The organism is Acidobacterium sp. S8 (assembly GCF_009765985.1).
Lineage (GTDB): Bacteria > Acidobacteriota > Terriglobia > Terriglobales > Acidobacteriaceae > Alloacidobacterium.
The window spans coordinates 71,673-94,276 of the sequence record NZ_LMUM01000016.1 but is presented as its reverse complement, the minus strand read 5'-3'; the positions used below and the strand labels follow the sequence as shown (position 1 = coordinate 94,276).

General features: G+C 52.9%; 17 protein-coding genes. 9 read left to right on the top strand and 8 right to left on the bottom strand.

Annotation, left to right across the window (positions count from 1 at the left end; translation table 11 throughout):
* Positions 1 to 134 precede the first annotated feature (134 nt).
* The 5 genes from GSQ86_RS05885 (at position 135) to GSQ86_RS05865 (ending at position 5,414) form a co-directional block, all read left to right on the top strand.
* Positions 135 to 2,054: a bifunctional homocysteine S-methyltransferase/methylenetetrahydrofolate reductase gene (locus GSQ86_RS05885; RefSeq protein ID WP_158749027.1), complete on the top strand. Its 1,920-nt coding sequence runs from the start codon at positions 135 to 137 to the stop codon at positions 2,052 to 2,054.
* Positions 2,041 to 2,262, top strand: coding sequence for an exodeoxyribonuclease VII small subunit (xseB, locus tag GSQ86_RS05880; protein ID WP_158749063.1), 222 nt, complete (start codon positions 2,041 to 2,043; stop codon positions 2,260 to 2,262). The genes GSQ86_RS05885 and xseB overlap by 14 nt, the downstream gene beginning before the upstream one ends.
* A gap of 197 nt (positions 2,263 to 2,459) precedes the next feature.
* Positions 2,460 to 3,521 carry a type III polyketide synthase gene (locus GSQ86_RS05875; RefSeq protein WP_158749026.1) on the top strand — a complete coding sequence of 354 codons (1,062 nt, stop codon included), beginning with the start codon at positions 2,460 to 2,462 and terminating at the stop codon, positions 3,519 to 3,521.
* Positions 3,511 to 4,278 (top strand): methyltransferase domain-containing protein, encoded by a 768-nt coding sequence (locus GSQ86_RS05870; RefSeq protein WP_254062174.1) that lies wholly within the window; start codon positions 3,511 to 3,513, stop codon positions 4,276 to 4,278. The genes GSQ86_RS05875 and GSQ86_RS05870 overlap by 11 nt, the downstream gene beginning before the upstream one ends.
* Complete coding sequence (locus GSQ86_RS05865; RefSeq protein WP_158749025.1) at positions 4,275 to 5,414, top strand: NAD(P)/FAD-dependent oxidoreductase; 1,140 nt, start codon at positions 4,275 to 4,277, stop codon at positions 5,412 to 5,414. Before GSQ86_RS05870 ends, GSQ86_RS05865 begins: the two co-directional genes overlap by 4 nt.
* A gap of 11 nt (positions 5,415 to 5,425) precedes the next feature.
* On the opposite strand, the gene GSQ86_RS05860 is transcribed toward GSQ86_RS05865, so the two are convergent.
* From GSQ86_RS05860 to GSQ86_RS05850, 3 genes are read right to left on the bottom strand one after another with little or no spacing between them, the layout of a single operon-like run.
* Entirely contained in the window at positions 5,426 to 6,418 is a 993-nt protein-coding gene (locus tag GSQ86_RS05860) for a formylglycine-generating enzyme family protein (RefSeq protein WP_158749024.1), read from the bottom strand.
* A 29-nt stretch (positions 6,419 to 6,447) separates the two neighbouring features.
* A complete protein-coding gene (locus tag GSQ86_RS05855; protein ID WP_158749023.1) occupies positions 6,448 to 7,947 on the bottom strand; it encodes a sulfatase in 1,500 nt (499 codons plus the stop codon).
* Positions 7,948 to 7,977: 30 nt separating this feature from the next.
* Positions 7,978 to 11,226, bottom strand: a complete 3,249-nt coding sequence (locus GSQ86_RS05850; RefSeq protein WP_158749022.1) for a TonB-dependent receptor — start codon at positions 11,224 to 11,226, stop codon at positions 7,978 to 7,980.
* A gap of 482 nt (positions 11,227 to 11,708) precedes the next feature.
* Here GSQ86_RS05850 and gnd point away from each other — a divergent pair, with 482 nt between their 5' ends.
* The 4 genes from gnd (at position 11,709) to tnpB (ending at position 16,305) form a co-directional block, all read left to right on the top strand.
* Complete coding sequence (gene gnd / locus GSQ86_RS05845) at positions 11,709 to 12,731, top strand: phosphogluconate dehydrogenase (NAD(+)-dependent, decarboxylating) (protein ID WP_158749021.1); 1,023 nt, start codon at positions 11,709 to 11,711, stop codon at positions 12,729 to 12,731.
* A 117-nt stretch (positions 12,732 to 12,848) separates the two neighbouring features.
* A complete protein-coding gene (locus tag GSQ86_RS05840) occupies positions 12,849 to 13,598 on the top strand; it encodes an SDR family oxidoreductase (RefSeq protein WP_158749020.1) in 750 nt (249 codons plus the stop codon).
* Between the two features lie 729 nt (positions 13,599 to 14,327).
* Positions 14,328 to 15,854: a glycosyl hydrolase family 79 C-terminal domain-containing protein gene (locus tag GSQ86_RS05835; protein ID WP_158749019.1), complete on the top strand. Its 1,527-nt coding sequence runs from the start codon at positions 14,328 to 14,330 to the stop codon at positions 15,852 to 15,854.
* Between the two features lie 211 nt (positions 15,855 to 16,065).
* The gene (gene tnpB, locus GSQ86_RS23805) at positions 16,066 to 16,305 is read left to right on the top strand and encodes an IS66 family insertion sequence element accessory protein TnpB (protein WP_371720277.1); all 240 of its coding nucleotides are present in this window, start codon (positions 16,066 to 16,068) and stop codon (positions 16,303 to 16,305) included.
* An 88-nt stretch (positions 16,306 to 16,393) separates the two neighbouring features.
* Here the strand turns inward: tnpB and GSQ86_RS05825 are convergent, their stop codons facing one another.
* Genes GSQ86_RS05825 through GSQ86_RS05805 form a run of 5 tightly spaced genes read right to left on the bottom strand, consistent with a single transcriptional unit; the run spans position 16,394 to position 22,585 of the window.
* The gene (locus tag GSQ86_RS05825) at positions 16,394 to 17,998 is read right to left on the bottom strand and encodes a PQQ-dependent dehydrogenase, methanol/ethanol family (protein ID WP_254062173.1); all 1,605 of its coding nucleotides are present in this window, start codon (positions 17,996 to 17,998) and stop codon (positions 16,394 to 16,396) included.
* A gap of 33 nt (positions 17,999 to 18,031) precedes the next feature.
* Positions 18,032 to 19,408, bottom strand: a complete 1,377-nt coding sequence (locus GSQ86_RS05820) for a DUF4380 domain-containing protein (protein ID WP_254062172.1) — start codon at positions 19,406 to 19,408, stop codon at positions 18,032 to 18,034.
* On the bottom strand, positions 19,405 to 20,667 hold the full coding sequence (locus GSQ86_RS05815; RefSeq protein WP_158749018.1) for a RidA family protein: 1,263 nt from the start codon (positions 20,665 to 20,667) through the stop codon (positions 19,405 to 19,407). The genes GSQ86_RS05820 and GSQ86_RS05815 overlap by 4 nt, the downstream gene beginning before the upstream one ends.
* A gap of 15 nt (positions 20,668 to 20,682) precedes the next feature.
* Complete coding sequence (locus GSQ86_RS05810) at positions 20,683 to 21,717, bottom strand: SMP-30/gluconolactonase/LRE family protein (protein WP_254062171.1); 1,035 nt, start codon at positions 21,715 to 21,717, stop codon at positions 20,683 to 20,685.
* A complete protein-coding gene (locus tag GSQ86_RS05805) occupies positions 21,704 to 22,585 on the bottom strand; it encodes a c-type cytochrome (protein ID WP_254062179.1) in 882 nt (293 codons plus the stop codon). The genes GSQ86_RS05810 and GSQ86_RS05805 overlap by 14 nt, the downstream gene beginning before the upstream one ends.
* Positions 22,586 to 22,604 lie beyond the last annotated feature (19 nt).

The following is a 22,604-nucleotide window of genomic DNA, read 5'->3' as shown; positions in this document are numbered from 1 at the left end:
ACCGTTCCTGTTACGGAGTTCGTGGGAAAGCCAAGTATAACAAAGCAGAAGCCCCCAAGTCTGGTCCTGATTAGTCTGGCGGTTCCGCTGGCGCTCATGCCGCAAGTGACTTAGCATGACTAGAGCCCTTTGTGATGACAAACAGAATCCAAAACCTGCTTGGTACCCGCACCATTCTCTTTGACGGAGCAATGGGCACAATGCTTTATGGTCGCGGCGTATTTATTAATCGCTGCTATGACGAGCTTAACCTGTCGCAGCCGGAATTGGTGCGCTCCATTCACGAGGAATATCTGCAGGCAGGGGCCGAGGTCGTTGAAACCAATACTTTTGGCGCGAATCGTTACCGGCTTGGACGCTATGGATTGCAGGACAATGTCGCGGCGATCAACCAGGCCGGGGTAAAAATTGCCCGACAGGCAGTTGAGCAATTGAAGGACAAGCAGGCTGGTACGGCATGGGTCGCCGGCTCCGTGGGACCACTAGGAATTCTTCTTGAGCCGCTAGGCAAAACGTCTCTGGAAGAAGCTTATGAAGCTTTTGCCGAGCAGATTCGCGGTCTGACCGATGGTGGTCCCGGAGTCGGCGCCGATTTGCTGGTGATTGAAACCATGTCGGCGCTGAATGAGGCGGAGCAGGCTCTCCGGGCGGCGCGTGCCGTTGCGCCTGATATCCCGGTGATTGCGCTGGTTACGGTGGACGAGGAAGCGCACTGTTTGGATGGCGCGACTCCGGAAGTAGCGGCTGCGAAACTGACCACCTGGGGTGCGGATGCGATCGGCGTGAACTGCAGCACCGGACCGGCGACTGTCTTGACGGCCATCGAATGCATGGCCGCGGAGAGCAGCCTTCCTTTGGTAGTGATGCCGAATGCCGGCATGCCTCGTGCTGTTGACGGACGCAATATTTATCTATGCTCACCGGAATACCTGGCGAGCTTTGCCAAGAAGTTCATAAAGGCAGGCGTACAGTTGATCGGCGGCTGTTGCGGCACCACGCCGAATCATATTCGTGCGATGAAGTCAGCAACACGGGCCGTGGATGCGCAGAAGATCAACCACGCTCACCATACGCGCGCTCCAATTGTGACGGAAACACCGCCTCCGCCGATCGAGGAACGCTCGCGGTTGGGACGTCTTATCCATGACGGCAAGTTTGTGGCAATGGTCGAGATTGTGCCTCCGAAAGGCATCGACTGTTCCAAGGAACTCGCAGGTGCGGCGCTTCTCGCAGAGCTGGGCATCGATGTGATTAACGTTCCCGACTCGCCGCGTGCCTCGGCTCGCATGAGCGCGCAGAGCCTCTGCATCCAGATCCAGCAGAAGACGGGAATCGAAACGATACTGCACTACACCTGCCGCGATCGCAATGTCTTGAGCATTCAAAGCGATCTTCTGGGCGCATCTTCGATTGGCCTTAAAAATATCCTGTGCCTCACGGGCGACCCACCTAAGCTGGGCAACTATCCGGATGCCACGGCGGTTTTCGATGTGGATGCCATCGGCCTGGTGAATATCGTCAACCGCCTCAATCACGGGCTGGACATCGGCGGCAATCCTATCGGTGTTTCTACGGGTGTAACCATTGCCTGCGCGGCAAATCCGGGAGTGCCGGATATTGATAACGAGGTGCGCCGCTTTGCTTACAAGGTGGAAGCCGGAGCGGAGTACGCGATCACACAGCCGGTTTTCGATATGCGCGTACTGGAGAGTTTTTTGAAGCGCATCGAAGGATTTCGGATCCCGGTGATTGCGGGTATCTGGCCGCTGACCAGTGTGCGGAACGCCGAGTTTATGAAGAACGATTTGCGCGTGTCGGTACCCGATAGCGTGATGCTGCGCATGCAGCAGGCTACATTACCTGAAGGCGCGCGAGCTGAGGGCATTCGCATAGCCCAGGAGATGCTGGAAACGGCCCGCCCCATGGTGCAGGGTGTGCAGGTCAGCGCCCCCTTTGGAAGGTATACCGCCGCTGCCGAGGTGTTGGCTGGCGTGCTGCCCAGCCGGGACGCAAAACAAGAGACGATTGAAGGGACAGGCGTTGGCAAACTTTGAAGAATCTCTCAAGAGACTGGAAAAAATTGTAGAGCAAATGGAACGCGGCGACCTGCCGCTGGAAAACTCCATCAAGCTGTTTGAAGAAGGAATGCAGCTTTCCGCCGAGTGCAAGACGCAGCTCGAAGAGGCCGAGGGCAAAGTTCAGATTCTGATGAAGCAGCGTAACGGATCTATGAAAGCAGAACCGTTCCCACCGCTTAAATAATGTCGCAACGTGACTGAGCCGGATCGCGGCTTTTCATTAGGTCACGAGTTGTTGATTCCATGCACTTCGATTCGTGTTTTCCACCTTACTACTGCAACTATAAAAGCTGAGACGAGTCCGATATAGAAACAATGGCCGCCCGAAGAAATGGAGCAGCCTGGCGCGAGAGATCACCACGAGAGGCTGTCATCGGAGCCATGAATCCTGTCTGTATCAGTCGCATCGCAACAGCGACACCGCCGCATGACATGCACGCGCCCTTTCTTGCGTATGCTTCGGGCATGCTTAACGATCCTCGAGCTCGCTTGCTGCTGGAGCGAATGGCGCAGCGATCGGGCATCGATCATCGCTACTCGTATCTCTGCGCGGAGGCCGAGACACCTATCCATTCCATAGACGGAAACGCTCTTTTCCGTCGAGGCCATTTCCCGACGACTGCCAAACGCATGGAACTCTTTGAGCGACTTGCTCCCCATCTTCTGCGTTGTGCACTGGACCGGCTGTCGCTTAGCGACGAAGAACGGCATAGTATTGGCCACGTCATCGTTACCTGCTGCACCGGCCTGTACGCTCCGGGACTGGATTTTGTAGCACTGGAGCACCTGGCACTCGATCCGGGTACAGAGCGCACGATGGTGGGTTTTATGGGCTGCTATGCCGCCATCAACGGCCTCAAGCTGGCACGTCACATCGTTCGGTCGCAACCCGAGTCGAGCGTGTTGATGATTAATCTTGAGCTTTGTTCGCTGCACTTTCAGGAGACGCAGGACCTTCAGAGCATGCTGTCATTCCTGATTTTTGCGGATGGCTGCGCGGCCAGCCTGATCCGCGCGGACGATCGCGGATTGGCGATGGACAGCTTTCAGGCCATCCTGATTCCGGAGACGACTGAGCTGATCCAATGGCGCATCGGCGATGTGGGATTTGATATGGAATTGTCCGGCGAGGTGCCAACGCAATTGCGCCGCGTGCTTCGCGAATCTCCCGATATGCTGGATCCCGCGCATGACGTTGAGTTGTGGGCGGTGCATCCGGGGGGGCGTACGATTCTTGATGCGGTAGAAGATGGCTTGGGACTCGCGAGCGACAAGCTCGCAACTTCCCGCAACATTCTAAGGCGTTTTGGCAACATGAGTTCGGCTACGATTATGTTTGTTCTGGAAGAGATGATGCGGTCGGCAAGAGGCGGCCAGCGAGGTTGCGCCATGTCGTTTGGGCCGGGACTTACCGCAGAAACGATGAAATTCCATGTCCTTTGAGGCAGCATCGCGAGCACCGGAAGCAGAGCAGGATAAAGACATCATCGATTTTTCGGTCCGCGCGCATCTCTCGGAGATGATGGACGAGCCATGTTCTTATGAAGAGTTGCGTGACTGCCTTCGCGATCTATCGCAGGTCAATCGCGTTACGTTTGCGCATCGTCCAACTTTGCAATGGCTGCAGCAATTCGCAAATTCATCATCGGCTTCGCGTCCGCTTCATATTGTGGATGTGGGTTGCGGCGGCGGAGATATGCTGCGGCGTATCGAACGGTGGGCTATGCGCAGACGCATGGTCGTTCGGCTAACGGGGATAGATCTGAATCCTCATGCCATACGCGCGGCACGTGAGTTCACTCCGCAAGAAAGCCGCATACAGTGGGTCACTGGAATGGCGCAGTCCTTCGACGCTGCGAGTGATCTTGTAGATCTGGTGATCAGCTCGCTTTTTACCCACCACCTGCACGACGATGAGATTGCTGCGTTTCTCGCATGGATGGAGAGCGTGGCACGGCGCGGCTGGTTTATCAATGATCTTTACCGGAGCCGGAATGCTTATCGCGCATTCGGAATCCTCTCAGCCATAATGCGCTGGCACCCCTTCGTTCGCCACGATGGTCCGGTTTCGATTCGACGGGCATTCAGACAAAATGATTGGAAGAAATATCTGACTGCATCGGAGCTTTCGCCCGACGCGGCCAGCATTGAGACGCATTGGCCCGCGCGCCTTTGCGTTGGGCGGATAAAGTCGCAATGATTGCGCCGCTGTCAAGCGAAGCGCTGATACTCGGTGGCGGCCTCGCCGGATCGGCGCTGGCCATTGCGCTCGCAGAAGCTGGACGTTCGGTTGTCCTCGTAGAGAAAAACAAAGAGGCACAACATAAAGTTTGCGGAGAGTTTCTGAGTCCGGAAAGCTTACCGCTGCTTCACCGGCTCGGAATCTGCCCCGATTATCTTGGCGCTCAAACGATCCACTCGACGCGTCTTGTCACGCGCGAAGTGCTTGCGGAAGTTCGATTCCCTGCACCGGCGCTCTCGTTAACACGACGAGTATTAGACGAAGCGTTGCTTCAGCGAGCCCGACAGGTTGGCGTAAATGTTCATCGTGGCTGGACTGCGGAGAGGCTGGATCACTCAGAGAGTTCGAATCACTGGCGGGCGCAAGTATCTGATGGCTGCGAATTGATGTTCATTGAAGGAGAGTCTGCCTTTCTCGCTACCGGTAAACATGGACTGCGAGGCTGGGCACGTGCGACGAAGGGCACACAGAATAATCTGGTTGCCTTCAAGATGTATTTTGCGTTTTCACCGGAACAGCAGAAGCAGTTAGCTGGATATGTAGAACTGATTCTCTTTCCCGGTGGATACGCGGGCCTACAGATGGTTGAAGGCAGGTGCGCAAATTTATGCGCTGTCGTCACGAAGGAAAAGCTGCAGCAGCCTGGTGCAGGCTGGGATAGCCTGCTCGATTACATGCTGCGGCATTCCGATCATCTGGCTCGCCGTCTGAATGGCTCCGTGCCTATGCTCGAACGTCCGCTGGCTCTTTCAGCGATTCCTTACGGATATTGCATGAACGGGCCGATAGAGATACTTTCTCCGTGGCGGATTGGCGATCAGGCTGCCGTGATTCCGTCGTTCAGTGGCGACGGAATGGCAATCGCACTTTATACAGCGCGACGAGCGGCTCAACTCTACCTTAGCGGCTATTCCGCTGCTGACTTCCATCGAGAGATCCGAAAGCAATTTCATAGCCGTCTCTACTTCGGGTCTCTGCTTTCGCGATTAGTTACTGCCATGCCTTCGCTGGGATACGTGGCCAGGATATGGCCTTCGGTACTGTTGGGAATTTTCAGCGCTACGAGAGTACCTGACACTGCACCCGTTTCATAAGAGCGAATCCGTTAATTCCGCACGCAACGAAAGCCAATGTTGGAAGCGGAGCTATCGGGAGTATTCGATGTTCGGGCCGCGACGCGATAGCGATTGCAGTATGAGGCATGACAAAGAAACGATCCGCCCTTCATGACTTTGCTTTCGCCATCGGAAGGTCCAGCTGGGTCAAGTATCTCGCCGCCCGATAGAGATGGCCGGTCGAACCAGTCGGCACACCATTCCCACACGTTTCCGGTGACGGAGTAAATTCCATAGCCGTTTGGAGAAAACGCGTCGACAGGAGACGTGCCTACATAACCATCCTCAGCTGTGTCCTGTACGGGAAATTCTCCCTGCCAGATATTGCATCGGTGCTGACCATCAGGCGTGAGGTCGTCGCCCCAGGGGTAAAGTTTCTGCTCCAGACCACCTCGTGCCGCGTATTCCCATTGTGCTTCTGTGGGCAACCTCTTCCCTGCCCATTTCACATAGGCGTTTGCGTCATTCCAAGAAACATGCACGACCGGATGCGTAAGTCTCTCGCCGATGCTGGAGCCAGGTCCTTCAGGCTGCTTCCAAAAAGAACCGGGCACTTTACACCACCACGGCGCAGCCGCCGCAGTATCTTCGACTAGCTCCTGGTAGCGCTCCCGTGGAATATGTGACCAGAAAACGAACGACCATCCGAAGTTCTGCGCCTCTGTAAGATATCCAGTCGCATCGATGAACGCCGCGAAGTCCGCATTCGTGACGGGATACGTGTCGATTTGAAATGAGGAAAGAGATACGGGACGGACTGGGCCTTCCCCATCTGCAGGAAATCCGCCAACGTAGTCCGTACCCATGAGAAACGTACCGCCGGAAAGCGAGATCATCGAGCGCGTTGCGTCTGTCGCGCTGGCTGTTTCTGGACTTATCTCGCTATGTTGAACTATGACTGGCCGGAAATTCACCGGAGGCGTGCAGCAGGAAGTTATGGGATCTTTGTCCGTTATGTTTTCGTTCAACTTGTTTTCTGACATGAGATCTTCGTAACTTCCCGCTACAGCAGTTACGCTGTTGCTGCGATTTTCTTCTTTTCCGGAATTTGAGCCTGCAACTTGTCGAGACGATTCCAGAGATCCTGCTGAATGGATTGAAATTGAGGCTTACCGTAAAGATTCTGCGTCTCTCCCGGATCGCTGACAAGATCGTACAACTCAAACTCCTGCGGCTCCAAAACATAGTGAATCAGCTTGTAGCGCTCTGTGCGAATGCCGCGATGCGGGCGCACTGCTTCGGGATTGGGCCACTCAAAATATTCGTAGTACCATTCCTGGCGGAAGGACGGATCTGCGGCTTTCGCCAGCGGAAGAACGCTCTTACCTTGCATGTGCTGCGGAATAGGCAGACCCGCCAGATCGAGAAATGTTGGGGCGAGATCTGTATCCAGAACCATCTCATCACGAACGGTACCGGCTTGAATCCTCTTTGGATATCGGATCATCAGAGGCACACGAATCGATGGCTCATGCATCAGGCGCTTATCGAAGAGCCGCCACTCTCCGAGGAAGAAGCCATGATCGGAACCTTGAACGATCGCCGTATCGTCAAGAATATTTTTCTTGTCCAGATAGTTGAAGATGCGTCCGATGTTGTCATCGACGGCAACGAGCCCGGCGTAGTAATCCTTGACGATTCCTTCGTGCGATCCGCAGGCGACGTGCGTTGGAGTGGTGCCGATTTTATTTTCGGCGTCGACAAAACCTTTTGGCTTCCCGGGATAGCCTTTCAGGTCATCGTCAAAAGTTGGCGGTTTCGGAATCACCGCGTCGCGATAAAGATCGAAGTGTCGGCGCGCCCGGAAGAAAGGCTCATGAGGCGCGACAAACCAGACGAGCAGGCAGAAAGGCTTGTCTCCACGATCTTCTTCGAGCCATGCGAGAGCGCGGTCCACCGTAAGGTCATCGGGATAGACGTTGTGATACTGCTTCTCGGGTCCGATCTTGCCCTTGCGTCCTTCCTTGAAAAATGGATTGGCGTAGTTATTTCCAGGATTGTTGTGGCCGAAATAATAGTCCCAATAGCGATCTTCCACGCCGTTATGAATATGCACTTTCCCTAGAATGGCGACCTCGTAGCCAGCATCGTGGAGAAGATCGGTGAAGATAGGAATATCGCTTGGTAGCGGAACGTTGAGGTGCTCGTTCGAGAGCGCTCCGGTGGAACGCGAGTACATGCCTGTAAGCGTCGTAGCGCGCGCCGGAGCGCAGAGCGCGTTGGTGCAAAATGCGTTGCGGAAGCGGATTCCCTCTTGTCCAATACGGTCATGATTGGGAGTCTTGAGGATCGGGTTTCCCGCAATGGATAGGGCATCGGCGCGCTGCCCTTCACCGAAGAAAAAGACGAGATTCGGCCGCTTTGGTTTTGCTTCCGCCGATGCCTTCGCACCCGTCACCTGCGAAGCCAGCAAAGTGCCTGCCACGGCGAGCGAGCCCTGTAGGAACTCGCGTCGCGTTTGCTCTGGCTTTTGATTGTCTAATGGATCGAGCCCGGTTTCATACGACATCATTTTTCTCCTGTTTGTCGTTCACAGTTTGAGTTAGAAAGAAAACTTCAATTTGAAATTGATATTCCGTGGATCGAGCGCTGAGGTGATCGTTCCAAATGCGGCGCTGCCGTAGGTGGTGCCGATTCCGTTATATGCCGGGTGGTTGAAAAGATTGAAGAACTCAGCCTCGAATTTCGCTGTCACCGGCGTTTCCGAGAAGACATGAAATGTCTGCTTCTTTGAAAGATTGAATTGCGTGCTGTTCAGTCCCGGCATGCGAACCACATTCAATCCTTCATTTCCAAATGTTCCAAGCGCGGGCAGAGCAAATGCCGTGGTGTCGAAATAGCCGTTGATGTTTCCGGGGTGGGTTTTGTAGGAGCCGACGACGTTGGGCCGCTGTCCGGTATTGCCAACACCGGCGCGATCGGTCGAGGTTGTAATCGTGGTCGGCAAGCCGGATTGGAACGTCGTCACTCCGCTCGCCTCCCATCCTCCGAGAAGAACAGCAGCCGGAGAATGTTCACCGCGGAAAAATGGGAGATCGTAAATGTAATTCAGAGTCAGGACCTGCGGACGGTCGTAAGCCGTAGGTCCATTTTCATTCACAAACTGGCTTTGTCCGACCTGTGCGCCTAATGCTTTTGAGTAAGTGTATGCGACCTCAAACAAAAGTCCATTTTTGAATTGGCGACGCGCATCGGCCTGCAGCGCGTTGTAATTCGCCGAAGCTGAACGGACGTCATAGTTGATTGCCGCATAGCCAAGATATGGGCGCACAGTATTTACATTCGTCGTTCCTTTCGCGACGCCGATGTTGGGTTGCACCTGATTGATGTTCGGAGCTTGATCGAGATGCTTTGCCTGATTGCCAACATAGCTGACAGCGAGGACGGTCGAAAATGGCAACTGTCTCTCTACAGTAAGGCTCCATTGCTGAACTGCCGGATATAGCTTCCTAGTATCGAAGGCTGCAACTGTTGGCGGGAAAGCAGTCTGAGTCCCCGAGACAAATCCACTCAACGTGGTGTTGTAAATCGTGGCCGATTGAGAGAACGGCGGATTGCTGCTGAGGCTTTCGTGGTTGTCATTATCCCAGTGATAGAAGATGCCGTAGCCGCCGCGTATGGCGGTAGTCGTTGATCCGAACGGCGCCCATGCAAAACCTACCCTCGGACCGATGTTGTTGCGGGCTGGAGTGAGGCTGCGCGGCAGATCAAGTCCTTTCTGATTGCTGGGAGTAATAATTCCGTTCTCGGGATCGCCTGTACCAGCGACCAGCGCGCCGGAAGCCGTGACCTGCGGAGCCTTGGTGGGATCATAAAGCGATGGAACAAAGTCGCTGATGTTGTCGTATTTCTCATAGCCGTTGGGAGCGCCCTGAAAGACGGTGTCACGCACGCCCAGGTTCAACGTTAGATCGTGCAGAATCTTCCAGTCGTCCTGAACATAAAATTCGAATGCGTTGGCGAAGAGGTAGTCCTGCGGTACCGCGCTCTGCTCGGTATAGCTATAAGCATTGCCAAGCAGGAAGTCGGCGACGGCATTTCCGGTCGCGCTGCCGGTGAAACTAAATGAGCCGGCCTGGCCGGAGTATGGATAGCGATCGAATTTCTGAATGCGAAGAATATTCAAGCCAGCCTTCAATGAGTGGGACTCCAACTGCTTGGTGAAATCATCGCGCCATGTGTAAACGTTGTTCGTGTTGTTGGTAAGGCCCTGTGCGCCAATTGACGAATATCCGCTGAGGCTGACGGTCGGAACCAGGTTGTAGCCGTTCGCGTTGTAGAGCGACGGTATCGTCAATGAGGACGGGCGCTGTCCGGCGGCGTCAGGCGTCTGGGTAATGGCGTTTCGCGAATAACCTATCGTGGCCTGGTTGAGGGTCGTGGGCGTAAAAATGTGCGTCCACTGCAGCACCAGGTTTTGTCCGGGCTTGCCAAAGAAACCGCCGATGGTAGGAAAAGACTGATTTGAAGGCTTGAGAATCGCCTGGTCCTGGCTCCAGCTATCGTGCGCATAACGCGCCATTAGGTTGTCATGTTCCCCAATCGCCGAGTCGATACGGATCAGCTCTTCGCGCCAATTGGTACTGCTCTTCGGGCTCACCGCATAGTTGGTTGAGCCGGCGCGGTTCGGGAGCGGGAAATATGTACTGAGAAGAATGCTGGCGTTCGGATCGATGCGAGATGAGGGAATGACATTTCCGGGAAAAGGCAAGCCGGTGGCTGGATCAATAATCGGAGTCGTTAACTCCTGGAAATTACCGGTGCGCAGCGCCGCATCGGGTGTAGTCGCGGTGAAGGTGCTTTGCGGCGGCGAGGTGAAGCTGACAAGTTCCGGACCGATTCTCTTATCCCATGCCTCAGACCAGAAGAAGAACAATCCTTTCTTGAAATTGCTGTCGGCTCGCGGGAAAACACGGCCGCCAAAGTCGTAGCCAAAGCTGTTATCGCGCAACGGCGGCTTCACGGTGTTGAAGTAGTTGCGCGCGTTCAGAGCATCGTTCGAGAAGATTTCATAAACATCTCCATGATAGTGATCGCCGCCTGAGCGGGTTACGACATTGACCAGCGAATAGCCGTAACTGGCAATGTCCGCGGTGAAATTGCTCTTGTGAATCTGTACTTCCTGAATGGCCTCAGTCGGAGGGAACAAATTCAATCCGCGGTTGCCGCCCGTGTCCATCGCGAGAATTCCGTCATAGGTGAAGGCGTTGGAATTGATCCTGCCGCCATTGACCGACATCAGAGGGTTTCCCTCCTGGCCGAGGCCCATGCGCTGTCCTGTCTGGCTCGAACTCACTCCGGCGCCCAGGGAAAGAAACTGGGTGAAGTTGCGGCCATTCAAGGCGAGTTCGGTTAACTGTGTTCCGGAAACGAGCGTACTTACGCCGCCATTTGATGTTTCGATCGATGGGGCGGCTGTCGTTACGACAGCGGTTTCAGAAACTTTTCCCACATTCAAATGAATGTCGATTGAGCGCGTTGAATCAGCTTCCAGCGTGATGCCGTTCTGCTCAAACGGCTGAAAGCCCGGAGCCGCGACGCGAAGTTGGTATTCACTGGCGCGCAGAGCAGATGCCGTGTACACGCCCTTGTCATTTGTTGTGAGAGAGCGGCTTAAACCGGTTGCGAGTTGCAGGAGAACGATGCTTGCATTTGCAACCGTAGCTCCTGACGCATCAGTAATGGTGCCGGTGATCGTTCCAGTTCCGGTTGTCTGAGCAATGAGACCAGCAGATAGTAGAGGGAAAAATGCAATCGCGAAAAAAACACGCAAGAGTAAACGGGAATACATGCAGACCTCTCCTGAAAGCGTTTTTGAGACGTAGGAATTGCCGAGTCTCTGTAGTGCTCGGCAAAGGAAAAGTCTTATCGGACGAAGAAAGACGTCAGGGCAAAGTCAGCTGCGAACCGGCAAAATGCGCCAAGGTCTAAGCTCAATCGCTCTGCCTTTAAGCAGAACGTCGATTTGCCATCTCAAAATTTGCGAAGAGGAGCCATCCCCCGATAAGTCTGGACCACGATAAGGGTCAACAGCCGCGGGGACAACAGGAGCACACAAGTGAACGAGAAACTCGCATATGACTGTTACAACGTTATAGCACAATCGCAAAATCATGAGAATGTAATGGCATTTTTAATCCAGATGGCTCATCCTAGCCTTGCTTCTTCAAGCTTTCCCAGTGGTGTCGTGAGGGGTCGAATCCGAGAATTCGGAATGGCCCAATTCCCGCTGGCACAACACATAAGCAGTCAACATCGTTAGAGGAGAAATCCATGCAACTTGGAATGATAGGACTCGGAAGAATGGGCGCGAACATGGTGAAGCGGCTGGCTGCGCGAGGCCACGAATGTGTCGTCTACGATCGGTCACAGGCAGTTATCGAAGAAATGGGAAGAGAAAAAGGCATCACCGGCTCCACTTCCGTAGAAGATTTGATAAGCAAGCTTACGAAGCCGCGTGCCCTCTGGTTGATGATCCCTGCTGCCGCTGTCGATGAGACGATTGCTTCGATTGTTCCGCACCTCAGTCCTGGCGATATCTTGATCGACGGCGGAAATTCCTACTATATCGATGACATTCGGCGATCCGGCGAGCTTGCGCCCAAAGGCATTGAATATATCGATGTGGGCACAAGCGGCGGTGTCTGGGGCCTGGAGCGCGGATACTGCCTGATGATCGGTGGCCATGAAGACCAGGTCAAACATCTTGATCCAATTTTTCAGGCGATCGCCCCGGGCATAGGCGATATCTCAAAAACACCAGGCCGCGAGAAGATAGCCGGCACAGCAGAGCAGGGATATCTGCACTGTGGACCCAGCGGTGCAGGACATTTCGTCAAAATGGTGCACAACGGCATTGAATACGGAATGATGGCCGCTTATGCCGAAGGCCTCGGTGTATTAGAGGCTGCGAACATAGGAAAACACACCGCTGAAATCGACGCCGAAACCACTCCCCTGCGTGACCCAGAACATTACAAGTACGATTTTGTTCTACCTGACATCGCAGAAGTATGGCGGCGCGGCAGCGTGATTGCCTCATGGCTTCTTGATCTCACATCGTCCGCATTAGCTGGAGACCCAAAGTTGGCAAAGTTTGGAGGACGAGTGTCGGATTCCGGAGAGGGACGCTGGACTATAAAAGCAGGCATCGACGAAGGCGTGCCAACACCCGTGTTGACAGCGGCACTTTATGAACGGTTCAGTTCGCGAGGTTTGGCTGATTTCTCGAATAAACTTCTTTCCGCCATGCGCTATGAGTTTGGCGGTCATCTCGAAAAACCTGCTACGAAATGAATCTCAAATTCTTTTCAGGAATCAGTTAGGTTGAGCTGGTTTTTTAGACCCATGGAACTAACAATGGGAATTCTTCATGCTTCATCTACTGTTTTTTCTGTGAAGGGAATAACCGTCATGTCCGAAAAAATTGCATTAGTAACTGGCGCCAATCGAGGACTCGGCTTTGAAACAGCGCGTCAGTTGGCCCAGAAGGATGTAACTGTTCTCGTAGCATGTCGCAAGCTTGGCTCTGCCGAAGAGGCTGTGGCTAAGCTCAAGTCCGAGGGATTAACGAACCTGTATCCAATCCAGTTAGATGTAACCAGCGCGAGCGATCGTACTGCTGCAGCAAAGCAGATTGAAAAGCAGTTTGGACGACTCGACATTCTTATTAATAATGCAGGTATCGGATCAGCGGATGGGAAGGGCGAAGATCTTTTCGCAAAGCAGACTATCGAAACGCCGGAAGCTGAACTGGAACAGGTCTTCAGCACGAATGTCTTTTCGGTGATTTTTGTAACCCGCGAGCTCCTGCCGTTGCTCAAGAAAAGCCCTGCTGGCCGAATCGTGAATCTCTCAAGCATTCTCGGCTCCTTGACCCTGCATGCCGATCCCAAAAGCCCGATTGCGAGCATAAAGCGCTTCGCCTACGACACCTCGAAGACCGCAATCAACTCCTTTACCATTCATCTTGCCGATGAACTTAAAGATACAAATATCAAAGTCAACTCAGCGCATCCAGGCTGGGTTAAGACCGATATGGGCACAAGCGCAGCGCCCATGGAAATTCCTGAAGGAGCGAAGACCTCGGTCGACCTGGCTCTTATCGGCCCTGACGGCCCGAATGGCCGCTTTATTCACCTCGGCGAAGAGCTGCCCTGGTAAATACTTTATGGCTATTGGCGTTCAACGACAATCAAGTCAACTATGCTTTCAAGTCCATTTGAAATGCAAGTCGGTCAAGAGTTGTCGATTAACATAACTCTGATCTTTGCCTACACCTTCGATTACCACTTCGCGGGATTCGGATTTCTCAGACAAAACTCTGAAGCGAAATACGTTTCTCTTTTACATCTCGACGATATCAATCGTTATATTCACTTACGCCCATATAAGCATGTATCAATTGTTTTTGGACATGATTACACGCATAAAACTGCCGAACTGCCGAATCCAGGCGACTCGAGACACCTCCCTGAAGTTAATGATGTTAGCATTTGCCCATTTGGAATTGCCGCAGTATCTATGCCCCAAGCAAATCAGTGTTAGTGGCATTTCAGCCCGAAGATAGTAATTCCCGCTCGGCCGCCAGCTTCTTCAATCTCGAGTTTCGTCCCGCAAGTGCTTGCCATCTTCGACTTCGCTGACCTCGATGTCGCCATACTTTGACTTCAGGCATAGATCGTGTGCTTGCCCACGCTATGTCCGCGGGACACATCCTCTGCCGTCCTACTAGCCTCCACCTGCTTCAGCGCAGTGATCATTTCGCCTCCGCGTGCATGCTTCGAGCCGTGTCCTCTCCCTTGCCTTCGAGCAAATCGTATTCGAAGTCGAACTAATTAGCGGTTGTAGCTCAAGCCAATCCCCTTTTCATTCCTGAAGATTGTCGACCGGATGCCGATAGAAGCAGGTGAGGACGCAATCATGAGGTATCCGTCTAATCTAGCGCGTTTAACTATTGGTCTGCTCGCTATCGCAGTCGTGATTTTCATAGGCGGTTGCGGGGCTACCTCAGGAACAGGAGATATGTCGGCTAAATCGACTGGAAGCGAAACCACATCCGCAAGTTCAGAAGGATTTGCCGATGTCAGTATTGGAACTACACCGCTACGCGCAATCTCGCCTACTTTCATGGGACTCTCGAATGAATGGGGTACATCTCAAGCTATGATGGGTGATTCTGTATCTGGAGTGAACGAAGCATATAGACAGCTTATTCGAAATCTTATGACTTATGGATCGGGACCAATCATCTTGAGAATCGGAGGGAACAGCACAGATGAGAGCGGGGAGCCAACTTCAACTACGATTCGTCCATTTGTCGAATTGGCAAATGCTCTGGATGTTCATTTCTACTTAGGAGTGAATCTCGCGGCCGGAAATGTCAATCTAGCAATGGATCAGGCGAAAGATTACATTAATCAAATGCCGAAAGGCTCAATCGATGCAATCGAAATAGGAAACGAACCGGATCAATATCCGCAAAAAGGCTATAGGAAGGCCCCTTATACGTTCGAGAACTATCTTGCGGAATTTAACATCTGGAAGGAAAATATTTTTCCCCTGCTCTCGGGCTCTACTAAGCTTATGGGCGCCTCATGGGCGTCTCCAACCATGTTGTCAAATATCGGGCCTTATGATGCTGCCGAAGCGTCTGCGCTTGCCACCTTCAGCGCTCACTATTATGTTGCGAATGGCTTGCTGAACAATCCGCCTGACACGTTACTGACTCCGATTGCTGCCACAGCTGGACCGAAGGCTGTAGAGGCAGCGGTTGCGACCAGTCAACAATATCATCTTCCATTTCGAATGGGCGAGATGAATTCACTTTATAACGGGGGCGGCGAAGGCATTAGCGATGCGTTCGGATCAGCGCTTTGGGCTATTGATTCAATGTTTGAATATGTCAACATTGGCGTGGCTGGGGTAAATTGGCAGGTAGGATCAGATCCATCCAATCCATATAATCCATTTAGTATAACGGCAAAGCAAACAGCTGACGTTGCAAGCTATACGACTACAGTCAATCCTCTCTACTATGGCTTGTTATTCTTCCAGGCGGCGACAGGCAATAAATGCCATCTTCTCCCTGTAACGTTAAATACTCATGCCAATCTAAAGGCATGGGCAACAATTGATAACTCGGGCGTAATCCGTCTAGTGTTGATTAATAAAGATGAAAATGAATCCGGAAGCGTCAATATCGCTCTTGGAGCATACGGTCATGCCAGGATTTTCCGTTTGACTGCTCCTAACTATCAATCCAAAACAGGGATAAGTTTTGCGGGGCAGACCTTCGATGACAGCAACGATGGATTCATTCATGGAAATCAGGCAGTGGAAGATATAGATACCACAGGTGGGTCTTTCAGCATTTCCATGCCAGTAATTAGTGCTGCACTTATGATTTTTACAAAATAATGCTTCCAAATTGAGAAGTAAGTTACTAAATTGTTGCTGGGCTGAGATTGCTCTCCGATGATAGGTTTTGGATATAAAGCATTACAGGTCTAATACTTTTTATAATTGCGGAAGTTCTCACTGTCGCTATCTCGAGCCATCTTCGAACGACGCTCATCTGGAATAGGCGGAATTTGAAGCAGCATGCGCGGGATGAGACGGCGTGACCGACATGCGCCGCGGCTTTGATCGCCTGAGCGCGCAGGTGCAGACGCTTCTACAGCAGCAACCGTTCTCCGGGCGAGTGCTCGTGTTCCGCGGGCGCAGAGGCGACATCGTGAAGCTTCTATGGGGGACGGCGATGGTTTATGCCTGTTCGCGAAGTGACTTGAGCGCGGGCGCTTCATATGGCCGAAGGCTGAGAGCGAACTGTGCAACTCGGTCGCGCACCCCAGACAGCCATATCGATTGATAACGGATTTTATTGTCTGCGAGTTCGTCCCCGAATTTACAATGAATAAGGGACTCGTAGTCGTTCCTCCCATCGCGATCTGGTTGATTCACTCCGGCAGCGCAAAACTGAATAGATCAGAGCCTGACGCGATAGCGACGTACTGTTTGCCCCATACCGCATAGCTCATCGGAGATGCGTGAAGAGTTTGCCCGGTGTTAAAGTGCCACAGCGATTTGCCGGTCTTGGCATCCGCTGCTTCAAAAAAATCTGCATCATCGGCAAAAAAGACAAGGCCAGTTGCGGTTGTCATGACGCCACCCCAGGAATGAGAATTCCCTGCTTGCGGGTACCGCCATGCAATGGTCTTAGTTTGGGGATCGAAGGAAAAAAGAACCCGTTCCGTTTTGCCGTTTGGATCGTGCTTGGTTCCTGTTGAGTAATACTCTTTGCCCTCTTCAAATGGGGCTGGTTTTACAAAATAGACCGAGCAGCCCTCAAAAGCCAAAAAGTAGAACAGGTGCGTCACTTCGCTATAAGAAGGCGAGAACCAGTTGGTAGCACCTTCAACGCCGGGACAGATTAGGGTTCCATCCGGGGTCGGCTTTAAGTCCGTAATCATCGGACGACCATTGGCATCCACGCCTGTCGCCCAATTGATCTTCTTTGCAAATGGCGTAGCCGATAGGAATTTTCCATTGGTTCGATCAAGGAGATAGATAAACCCATTTCGGTTTGCCTCGATTAGAAGCTTCCTCGGTTTTCCCTCATATTGCATGTCTACAAGGACAGGTGTCTCCACACCATCGTAGTCATATAAATCATGCGGTGTGAATTGGAAGTACCATTTCAATTTTCCGCTATCCGGATCGATCGCCAGCAGACTCGCGGTGTAAAGGTCATCCCCGGGCCGGATGCTGTCATCGTAATCCGGCGCTGCGTTGCTGGTGCCCCAGTATAGGATATTCAGCTCTGGATCATAGGTTCCCGGCATCCAGGTTGTCCCACCACCGTGCAGATAACTATCTCCAGGCCAGCTTGAAGAGCCGGGTTCTCCCGGGCCGGGAATCGTCCACAGACGCCATGCCAACTTGCCAGTTATAGAGTCGAAGGCAGCAAGAAAGCCGCGAACTCCGTCGTCGCCGCCTGAGGTTCCTACCAGTACTTTGTCTTTTACGATCAGTGGAGCACTCGTGCCTCCATAGTTCTTGTTCCAGTCGGCGTATGCCACATCCCAGATCAGGTTTCCCGATCGTGCGTCCAGGCACAAGAGGTGAGCATTGTCGGTTTCCATGTAAAGCCGCGTACCCAGGAGAGCAACACCGCGGCTGATATGGCCGGAGGCGTCATCGATCAAGCCCCGGGAAACCGGCCGAGAGTAGTGCCACAGGATCTGTCCGGTTTGCGCATTGAGGGCATATGCATCATTGGAAGCCGTGACGTACATGATTCCATCGACAACGACGGGGGTAACTTCAAGAATGCCAGCGTTTCTGCTGTGGAAGACCCATTGAGCCTGAAGATGTTGGACATTTTGCGGTGTGATTTGCGTAAGGCTGCTAAAGCGCCTTCCTGTGTAATCACCGTTGTAAGAAGGCCAGTCGTCTTTAATCGTTCGAGAGAGCAGCTGTGAGGCTTGTACGCCTGGAGCACGTGCGAGGGATGGATCACTATCCTGCCCGCTCAAGGGAATAGACAACATATACGCGTACACAGCGATTAGCCATCTCCTCCGTAGACTCATGGGTCAGCGTCCTTCTTCCCTTCCGGTTACAAATACTTCCCCTAGAGCTCCGCGATCGAGCCCGCTGCTATCGATCAAGTGAACGGAGACTCGCGCCACGCTCTTCGTCGTGGTTATCGTTTGTGAGAGCTGAACCGGGTCTTGCGGTTGAACCGATTGGAGGTAGACCTCCCCTGTTTCTGCGCCGCCTCCATCATAAAGATATGCCTTCAGCATGCCGGGAAAGAAGACGCCAAAACTGCCCGAAAGTTCGAGCTTTCCGGCGCTGTTCTTTGCGACGAGAGGTCGACCCACCATGCCTGCCTCGGTAACAGTTTTCAAGTCGGGACTCATACGTGACGGAAACCAGTAGGTATCCATTGCGTATGTTTCGCCGGACGCCAAGACTGCCATAGGGCTGTTCAGTTCTGCCTCCATATAGTAGGGAGTCTCTTTAAGATTTTTCGAGGTCAGGTAGGGCATACCCTGAGCATTCAGTTGCAAAGTGGGTCCGTTCTTGTAGAAGATAACCGAAGCCTTATCGGGATAATCTGCACCCTCAATGTACCTGGTCTTTTCGACCATCGCATAGTGAGTTGCGCCATCGACTAATGCAATCCAACCGGCGGTGGAGTCGAGCCACACCTCGTTTTCAAGGTATTTCCAATTTAGCCGAAATAATCCGTCCTTTACGCTAAAAGAGGGATCATTCGCCAGCCCATCGCGGACATGATAGCCGTTCAAATATGAGGAGCGGGGATTGAGCGGCGCAAAGGCCCAAAAGTCATGATTGTACTGACTGGGATCGCCGGCGTCGGACAGGTCATACTGAGAGACGGACTGCACAGACCAGGCGATCGAATGACCCGTGATGTTCCTGGTAATCGCATGAAAAAAGATTTCAGGGGAGTCGCTGCCGATACTTATCTCACGCGTGTATTGAAGGCCCGTGGGCGGGTCCGGGGGACCCTCCAACCGCACTGTGCAGCGATTGTTTTGTGACAGAATCGAGAAGGCATATGCGCCGTCGTCAAGAGGAGTGGAAGCTCCTGTCCAGTGCTGCTCGTCATCATTGCCTTCCGGTAAAGGCCAGATCTTGTCGCCACCATAGTTGATCCAACGTCCCGCAGCCTCGGCCGGGGAAATGTACTTGCCTTTGTAAACCTGGTTGACGAATAAATAAGGGTGTCCATTGAAACTGACCTGCATCAGCCGACCGCCCAACTGAGGAACAAAGGTCAACTTCACCCATTCGTTCGCTACCTCCTGGGCTTGCCAACCGTCGAAGACTACTGCATGAATTTGACATGCAGACGATGGAGCGGGAGTTGACTGCTGAGCACTCGCCAAGGAGAGCACTAGAGCAAAGGCCAGGAAGCAGCTGACGGCAGTTAATTTCATCTACGTGCGCCTTTGTCCGCAGGACCGGCGGATGAGTGTTTTACCGCGATGAAGGAGATTTGCTCGGCAGCCTCATCGTGCACTTCGAAGTTCTGCTGCAGCGCCGATCTGGCAGGATAACGGCTCTTAAAAAACTTGCCATATAACGCGTTCACTCGATCAGCGTCCTGTATCTGGCGCAAATAGACAGTACTGAAAACAACATCAGAGAAATCCATGTCAGCTTCCTGCAATCCATCCAAAAGATTGCGCATGGATTGCCGCAGCTGCAGCTCAAGGTCAGGCGTGACGATTCCTTGATCCGGAATGAAGCCATCTTTAGCAGAGAGATACAGAGTGTCGCCATAGAGAATGCCCGGGCTGGCGGTGTGGCTGGGAGGCATATTTTTTGGCCGGATTGCTTTGCGTTTGCTGAGGTCTACTCCGGCGATGCAACTAAATGCGATGTGATCCCCTTTAGGAAGATCGACGACCTGGATGGTCCCGCGGCCCGGTGTATTGCCGAATTCGAAATAACTCGCATAAATCTTGCCCATAACGTCGTATTGCCCACCGACGCTCATGTAGGGGTTCACCCATAGAACATTCTTCATGCTTAGCTGGGCAGCTTTGAGCACTGCACTTACATTGTCGAGAGCTTGCCTGACTTCTCCGGGAAAGTCAGACGCTTGTTTCCCGGTAAGCGGATCCCGGCCTCCCTGCGCTGACAGGTACAAGATTTCACCTGCCCGGATTGCAGGAGGATCCACCTGCGGCCCGCGCGCCCAGCCTGGTGGCCAAATCGCTTTCCTGTGAATCGTGTCTGCTACGGCAATGCAGTTGATTTCCACCTTTTCCCCATCTGGAAGAGCAGCAACCGTGAGAACAGTTCGCGCTGGAGGGCTTTGGCCGATTGTCTGCCAATAAACCTCATTCATGTCTGCCACATCGTGCTCATCCGCGAGATAGATGTTCATCCAAACAACATTCCCAAAATCCATGCCTGCACCCTTCAGCACAGCATGAACGTTGCTGAAGGCTTGCGCGACTTGTTCGGCTAACCCCGGTGGACGTGTGCCGTCGGGCTTACGGCTTCCTTGACCAGATATGTAGAGCGTGCCCCCGGCCAGAATCCCAGGACTATAGAACGAATCGGCAGCCACATAGCCCTGCGGTTGAATGACTTTGAATCCGACGTCTTGGCCAACGAGATTGAGCCCGAACGCGCAGAAAAAAAGGCAGGCAAAGAATGGAAGGCTGCGCTTGAACCGATCGATCATTTCTCCTCCGAAAGATTAGTGCGCCTGCAGGTAGGGGACGAATCCGTGTGCTCGGGTCCCTATTTTGTACACGGATGTCGTTGCAGTTATGTACAGGGTTGAGTAGTCGGGGTCTCCCCATGCGAGATTTGCCGGCTGCTCGGGAACTACGATGGTCCCCAGATGAACGCCATGCGGGGACCATACCCATATACCCCTTGGACCTACCACATACAGATTGCCATTTCGATCAACCTTCATGCCGTCTGGTACACCATCCTTTGGACCACCTGGCTCTGTGCCGAAGATCCGTCCATTGCTCAACCCACCGTCTGCGTGAAAGTCGTATACGTGGATATTTCTCTGGGTGGAGTCATCAACATACAACTTGGTGCCGTCTGGAGAAAACGCAAGTCCATTCGGATCTTCCACGTCCTTTGTCAACAGTTGAAGTTGACCGTCCGGAGCGATGCGGTAGACGCCTTTAAAGGGGAGTTCCTGCTTTTGTCCGCGAGGCAAGTCAGACGTTGGATCCGTAAAGTAAATAGCGCCATCCGGACCGAGCACTACGTCGTTGGGACTGTTCAAACGCTTGCCTTGGTAATGATCCACGACTATTTTGTAGCTTTTGCCATCGGGCGATAGACGGATGATCGCCCGCAGAACGCTGGCACAGTCTAAAAGGCGATGTTGTGGATCATAGGTATTGCCATCGGGGTCGCCCAGAGAGATGATTTCCTGTTTTTGCCCAGTGGAAGTGTTTACCTTGAAAATTTTGTTGAGAGTTTCATCGCTCACCCAGAGATAACCGGAGCTATCCCAAACAGGCCCCTCCGTAAAACCGAAGCCCGAAGCCAGCTTGGTAAGCTGTGCTTTCCGATCAAAGAGAGTCCAGAACTCCGGTGTGAGCACCTGAAGTTCGAACGCACCGTTGCTCGTTTCTCCATGACTTAGACGGTGGGCCGACCCGGCAATCATGAGCAAGGTCAAAGCGGCTATCGCAACCTTGAGGGTGACGATGTTGAACCACGAGTCCCTGGAGCAAAAAGATAAGCGATTATTCATCATCATCGTCAGATTTTGAAGATTGTTTTGGAGAGTGCCTGGAATTTTCACTTCCCACATGAAGGAGATAACTGACCAGGTCATTTATCTGTTCGTCATTCAACATCGATCCGTAGTCGACCGGCATCAACGAGTAAGACCCAAGATCTATTTGGGCGAGTTGTGACTTCTGAAAAAAATGAAAGTCTCCATCCATTGTCTGGATCGAAACGGAAAAATTATCGTCCACCTTGAGCAATCCAGTGAACTTCTGTCCTGTGTTCGTCACGACGGTTGTAGCTTTCTTCTGGGGAGGCAAAAAATTTCCGGGATCCAAAATCACGCTTCGAATCTGGCCTGCGCTTTCGTTCGCGCCGTAAAGCGAAAGATCACTGCCAATAAAGCCGCCTTTCCCATTGACCATATGGCATTCTGAGCATCGTGCCTCACCAAAGAAAAGAGCTTCTCCACTCCTCGGGTTTCCCGGGAGCTTGATGTCGGTTCGTCGCCCTTGCAGAGTTCGTAAATATTGAATAATAGCGGTCACTTTCTCTTGGCCGAGCCAGCCAAAGGCAGGCATACCAGTCCCGGAGACTCCATTTTTTGCGATCGCAATCAGGTCTGAATCGGCAAGTCGCTGCACGTCTGGAGCAGATGCGATGTCCGGACCGTGTTCGCCCCCGCGGCCATCGGATCCGTGGCAGCTCCCGCAGTTGGAGGTAAAGAGCATCGATCCTTGAACATCCGCTGCAGTAGTAGTGCTTGCCGGTTGTTGTGCGCGCAGATTCGTGATCGATACCAATCCAAGCAGCAAACATGGGATGGAGATCGTGTGCCACCAACTCATCATTCGCCAAAGACCTCTTTCAACCTTCGATACCCACTGGGCCAGCACCAAGCTTGCGCAGTTGGCC

What these genes read in the sequence shown, in the direction of transcription:
- GSQ86_RS05850 (WP_158749022.1), bottom strand. Translation starts at nt 11,226, where the DNA reads ATGTATTCCCGTTTACTCTTGCGTGTTTTTTTCGCGATTGCATTTTTC.
- gnd (WP_158749021.1), top strand. Translation starts at nt 11,709, where the DNA reads ATGCAACTTGGAATGATAGGACTCGGAAGAATGGGCGCGAACATGGTG.
- GSQ86_RS05885 (WP_158749027.1), top strand. Translation starts at nt 135, where the DNA reads ATGACAAACAGAATCCAAAACCTGCTTGGTACCCGCACCATTCTCTTT.
- GSQ86_RS05870 (WP_254062174.1), top strand. Translation starts at nt 3,511, where the DNA reads ATGTCCTTTGAGGCAGCATCGCGAGCACCGGAAGCAGAGCAGGATAAA.
- GSQ86_RS05865 (WP_158749025.1), top strand. Translation starts at nt 4,275, where the DNA reads ATGATTGCGCCGCTGTCAAGCGAAGCGCTGATACTCGGTGGCGGCCTC.
- GSQ86_RS05840 (WP_158749020.1), top strand. Translation starts at nt 12,849, where the DNA reads ATGTCCGAAAAAATTGCATTAGTAACTGGCGCCAATCGAGGACTCGGC.
- GSQ86_RS05810 (WP_254062171.1), bottom strand. Translation starts at nt 21,717, where the DNA reads ATGATGATGAATAATCGCTTATCTTTTTGCTCCAGGGACTCGTGGTTC.
- GSQ86_RS05860 (WP_158749024.1), bottom strand. Translation starts at nt 6,418, where the DNA reads ATGTCAGAAAACAAGTTGAACGAAAACATAACGGACAAAGATCCCATA.
- GSQ86_RS05820 (WP_254062172.1), bottom strand. Translation starts at nt 19,408, where the DNA reads ATGAAATTAACTGCCGTCAGCTGCTTCCTGGCCTTTGCTCTAGTGCTC.
- GSQ86_RS05835 (WP_158749019.1), top strand. Translation starts at nt 14,328, where the DNA reads ATGCCGATAGAAGCAGGTGAGGACGCAATCATGAGGTATCCGTCTAAT.
- GSQ86_RS05855 (WP_158749023.1), bottom strand. Translation starts at nt 7,947, where the DNA reads ATGATGTCGTATGAAACCGGGCTCGATCCATTAGACAATCAAAAGCCA.
- tnpB (WP_371720277.1), top strand. Translation starts at nt 16,066, where the DNA reads ATGCGCCGCGGCTTTGATCGCCTGAGCGCGCAGGTGCAGACGCTTCTA.
- GSQ86_RS05875 (WP_158749026.1), top strand. Translation starts at nt 2,460, where the DNA reads ATGAATCCTGTCTGTATCAGTCGCATCGCAACAGCGACACCGCCGCAT.
- GSQ86_RS05815 (WP_158749018.1), bottom strand. Translation starts at nt 20,667, where the DNA reads ATGATCGATCGGTTCAAGCGCAGCCTTCCATTCTTTGCCTGCCTTTTT.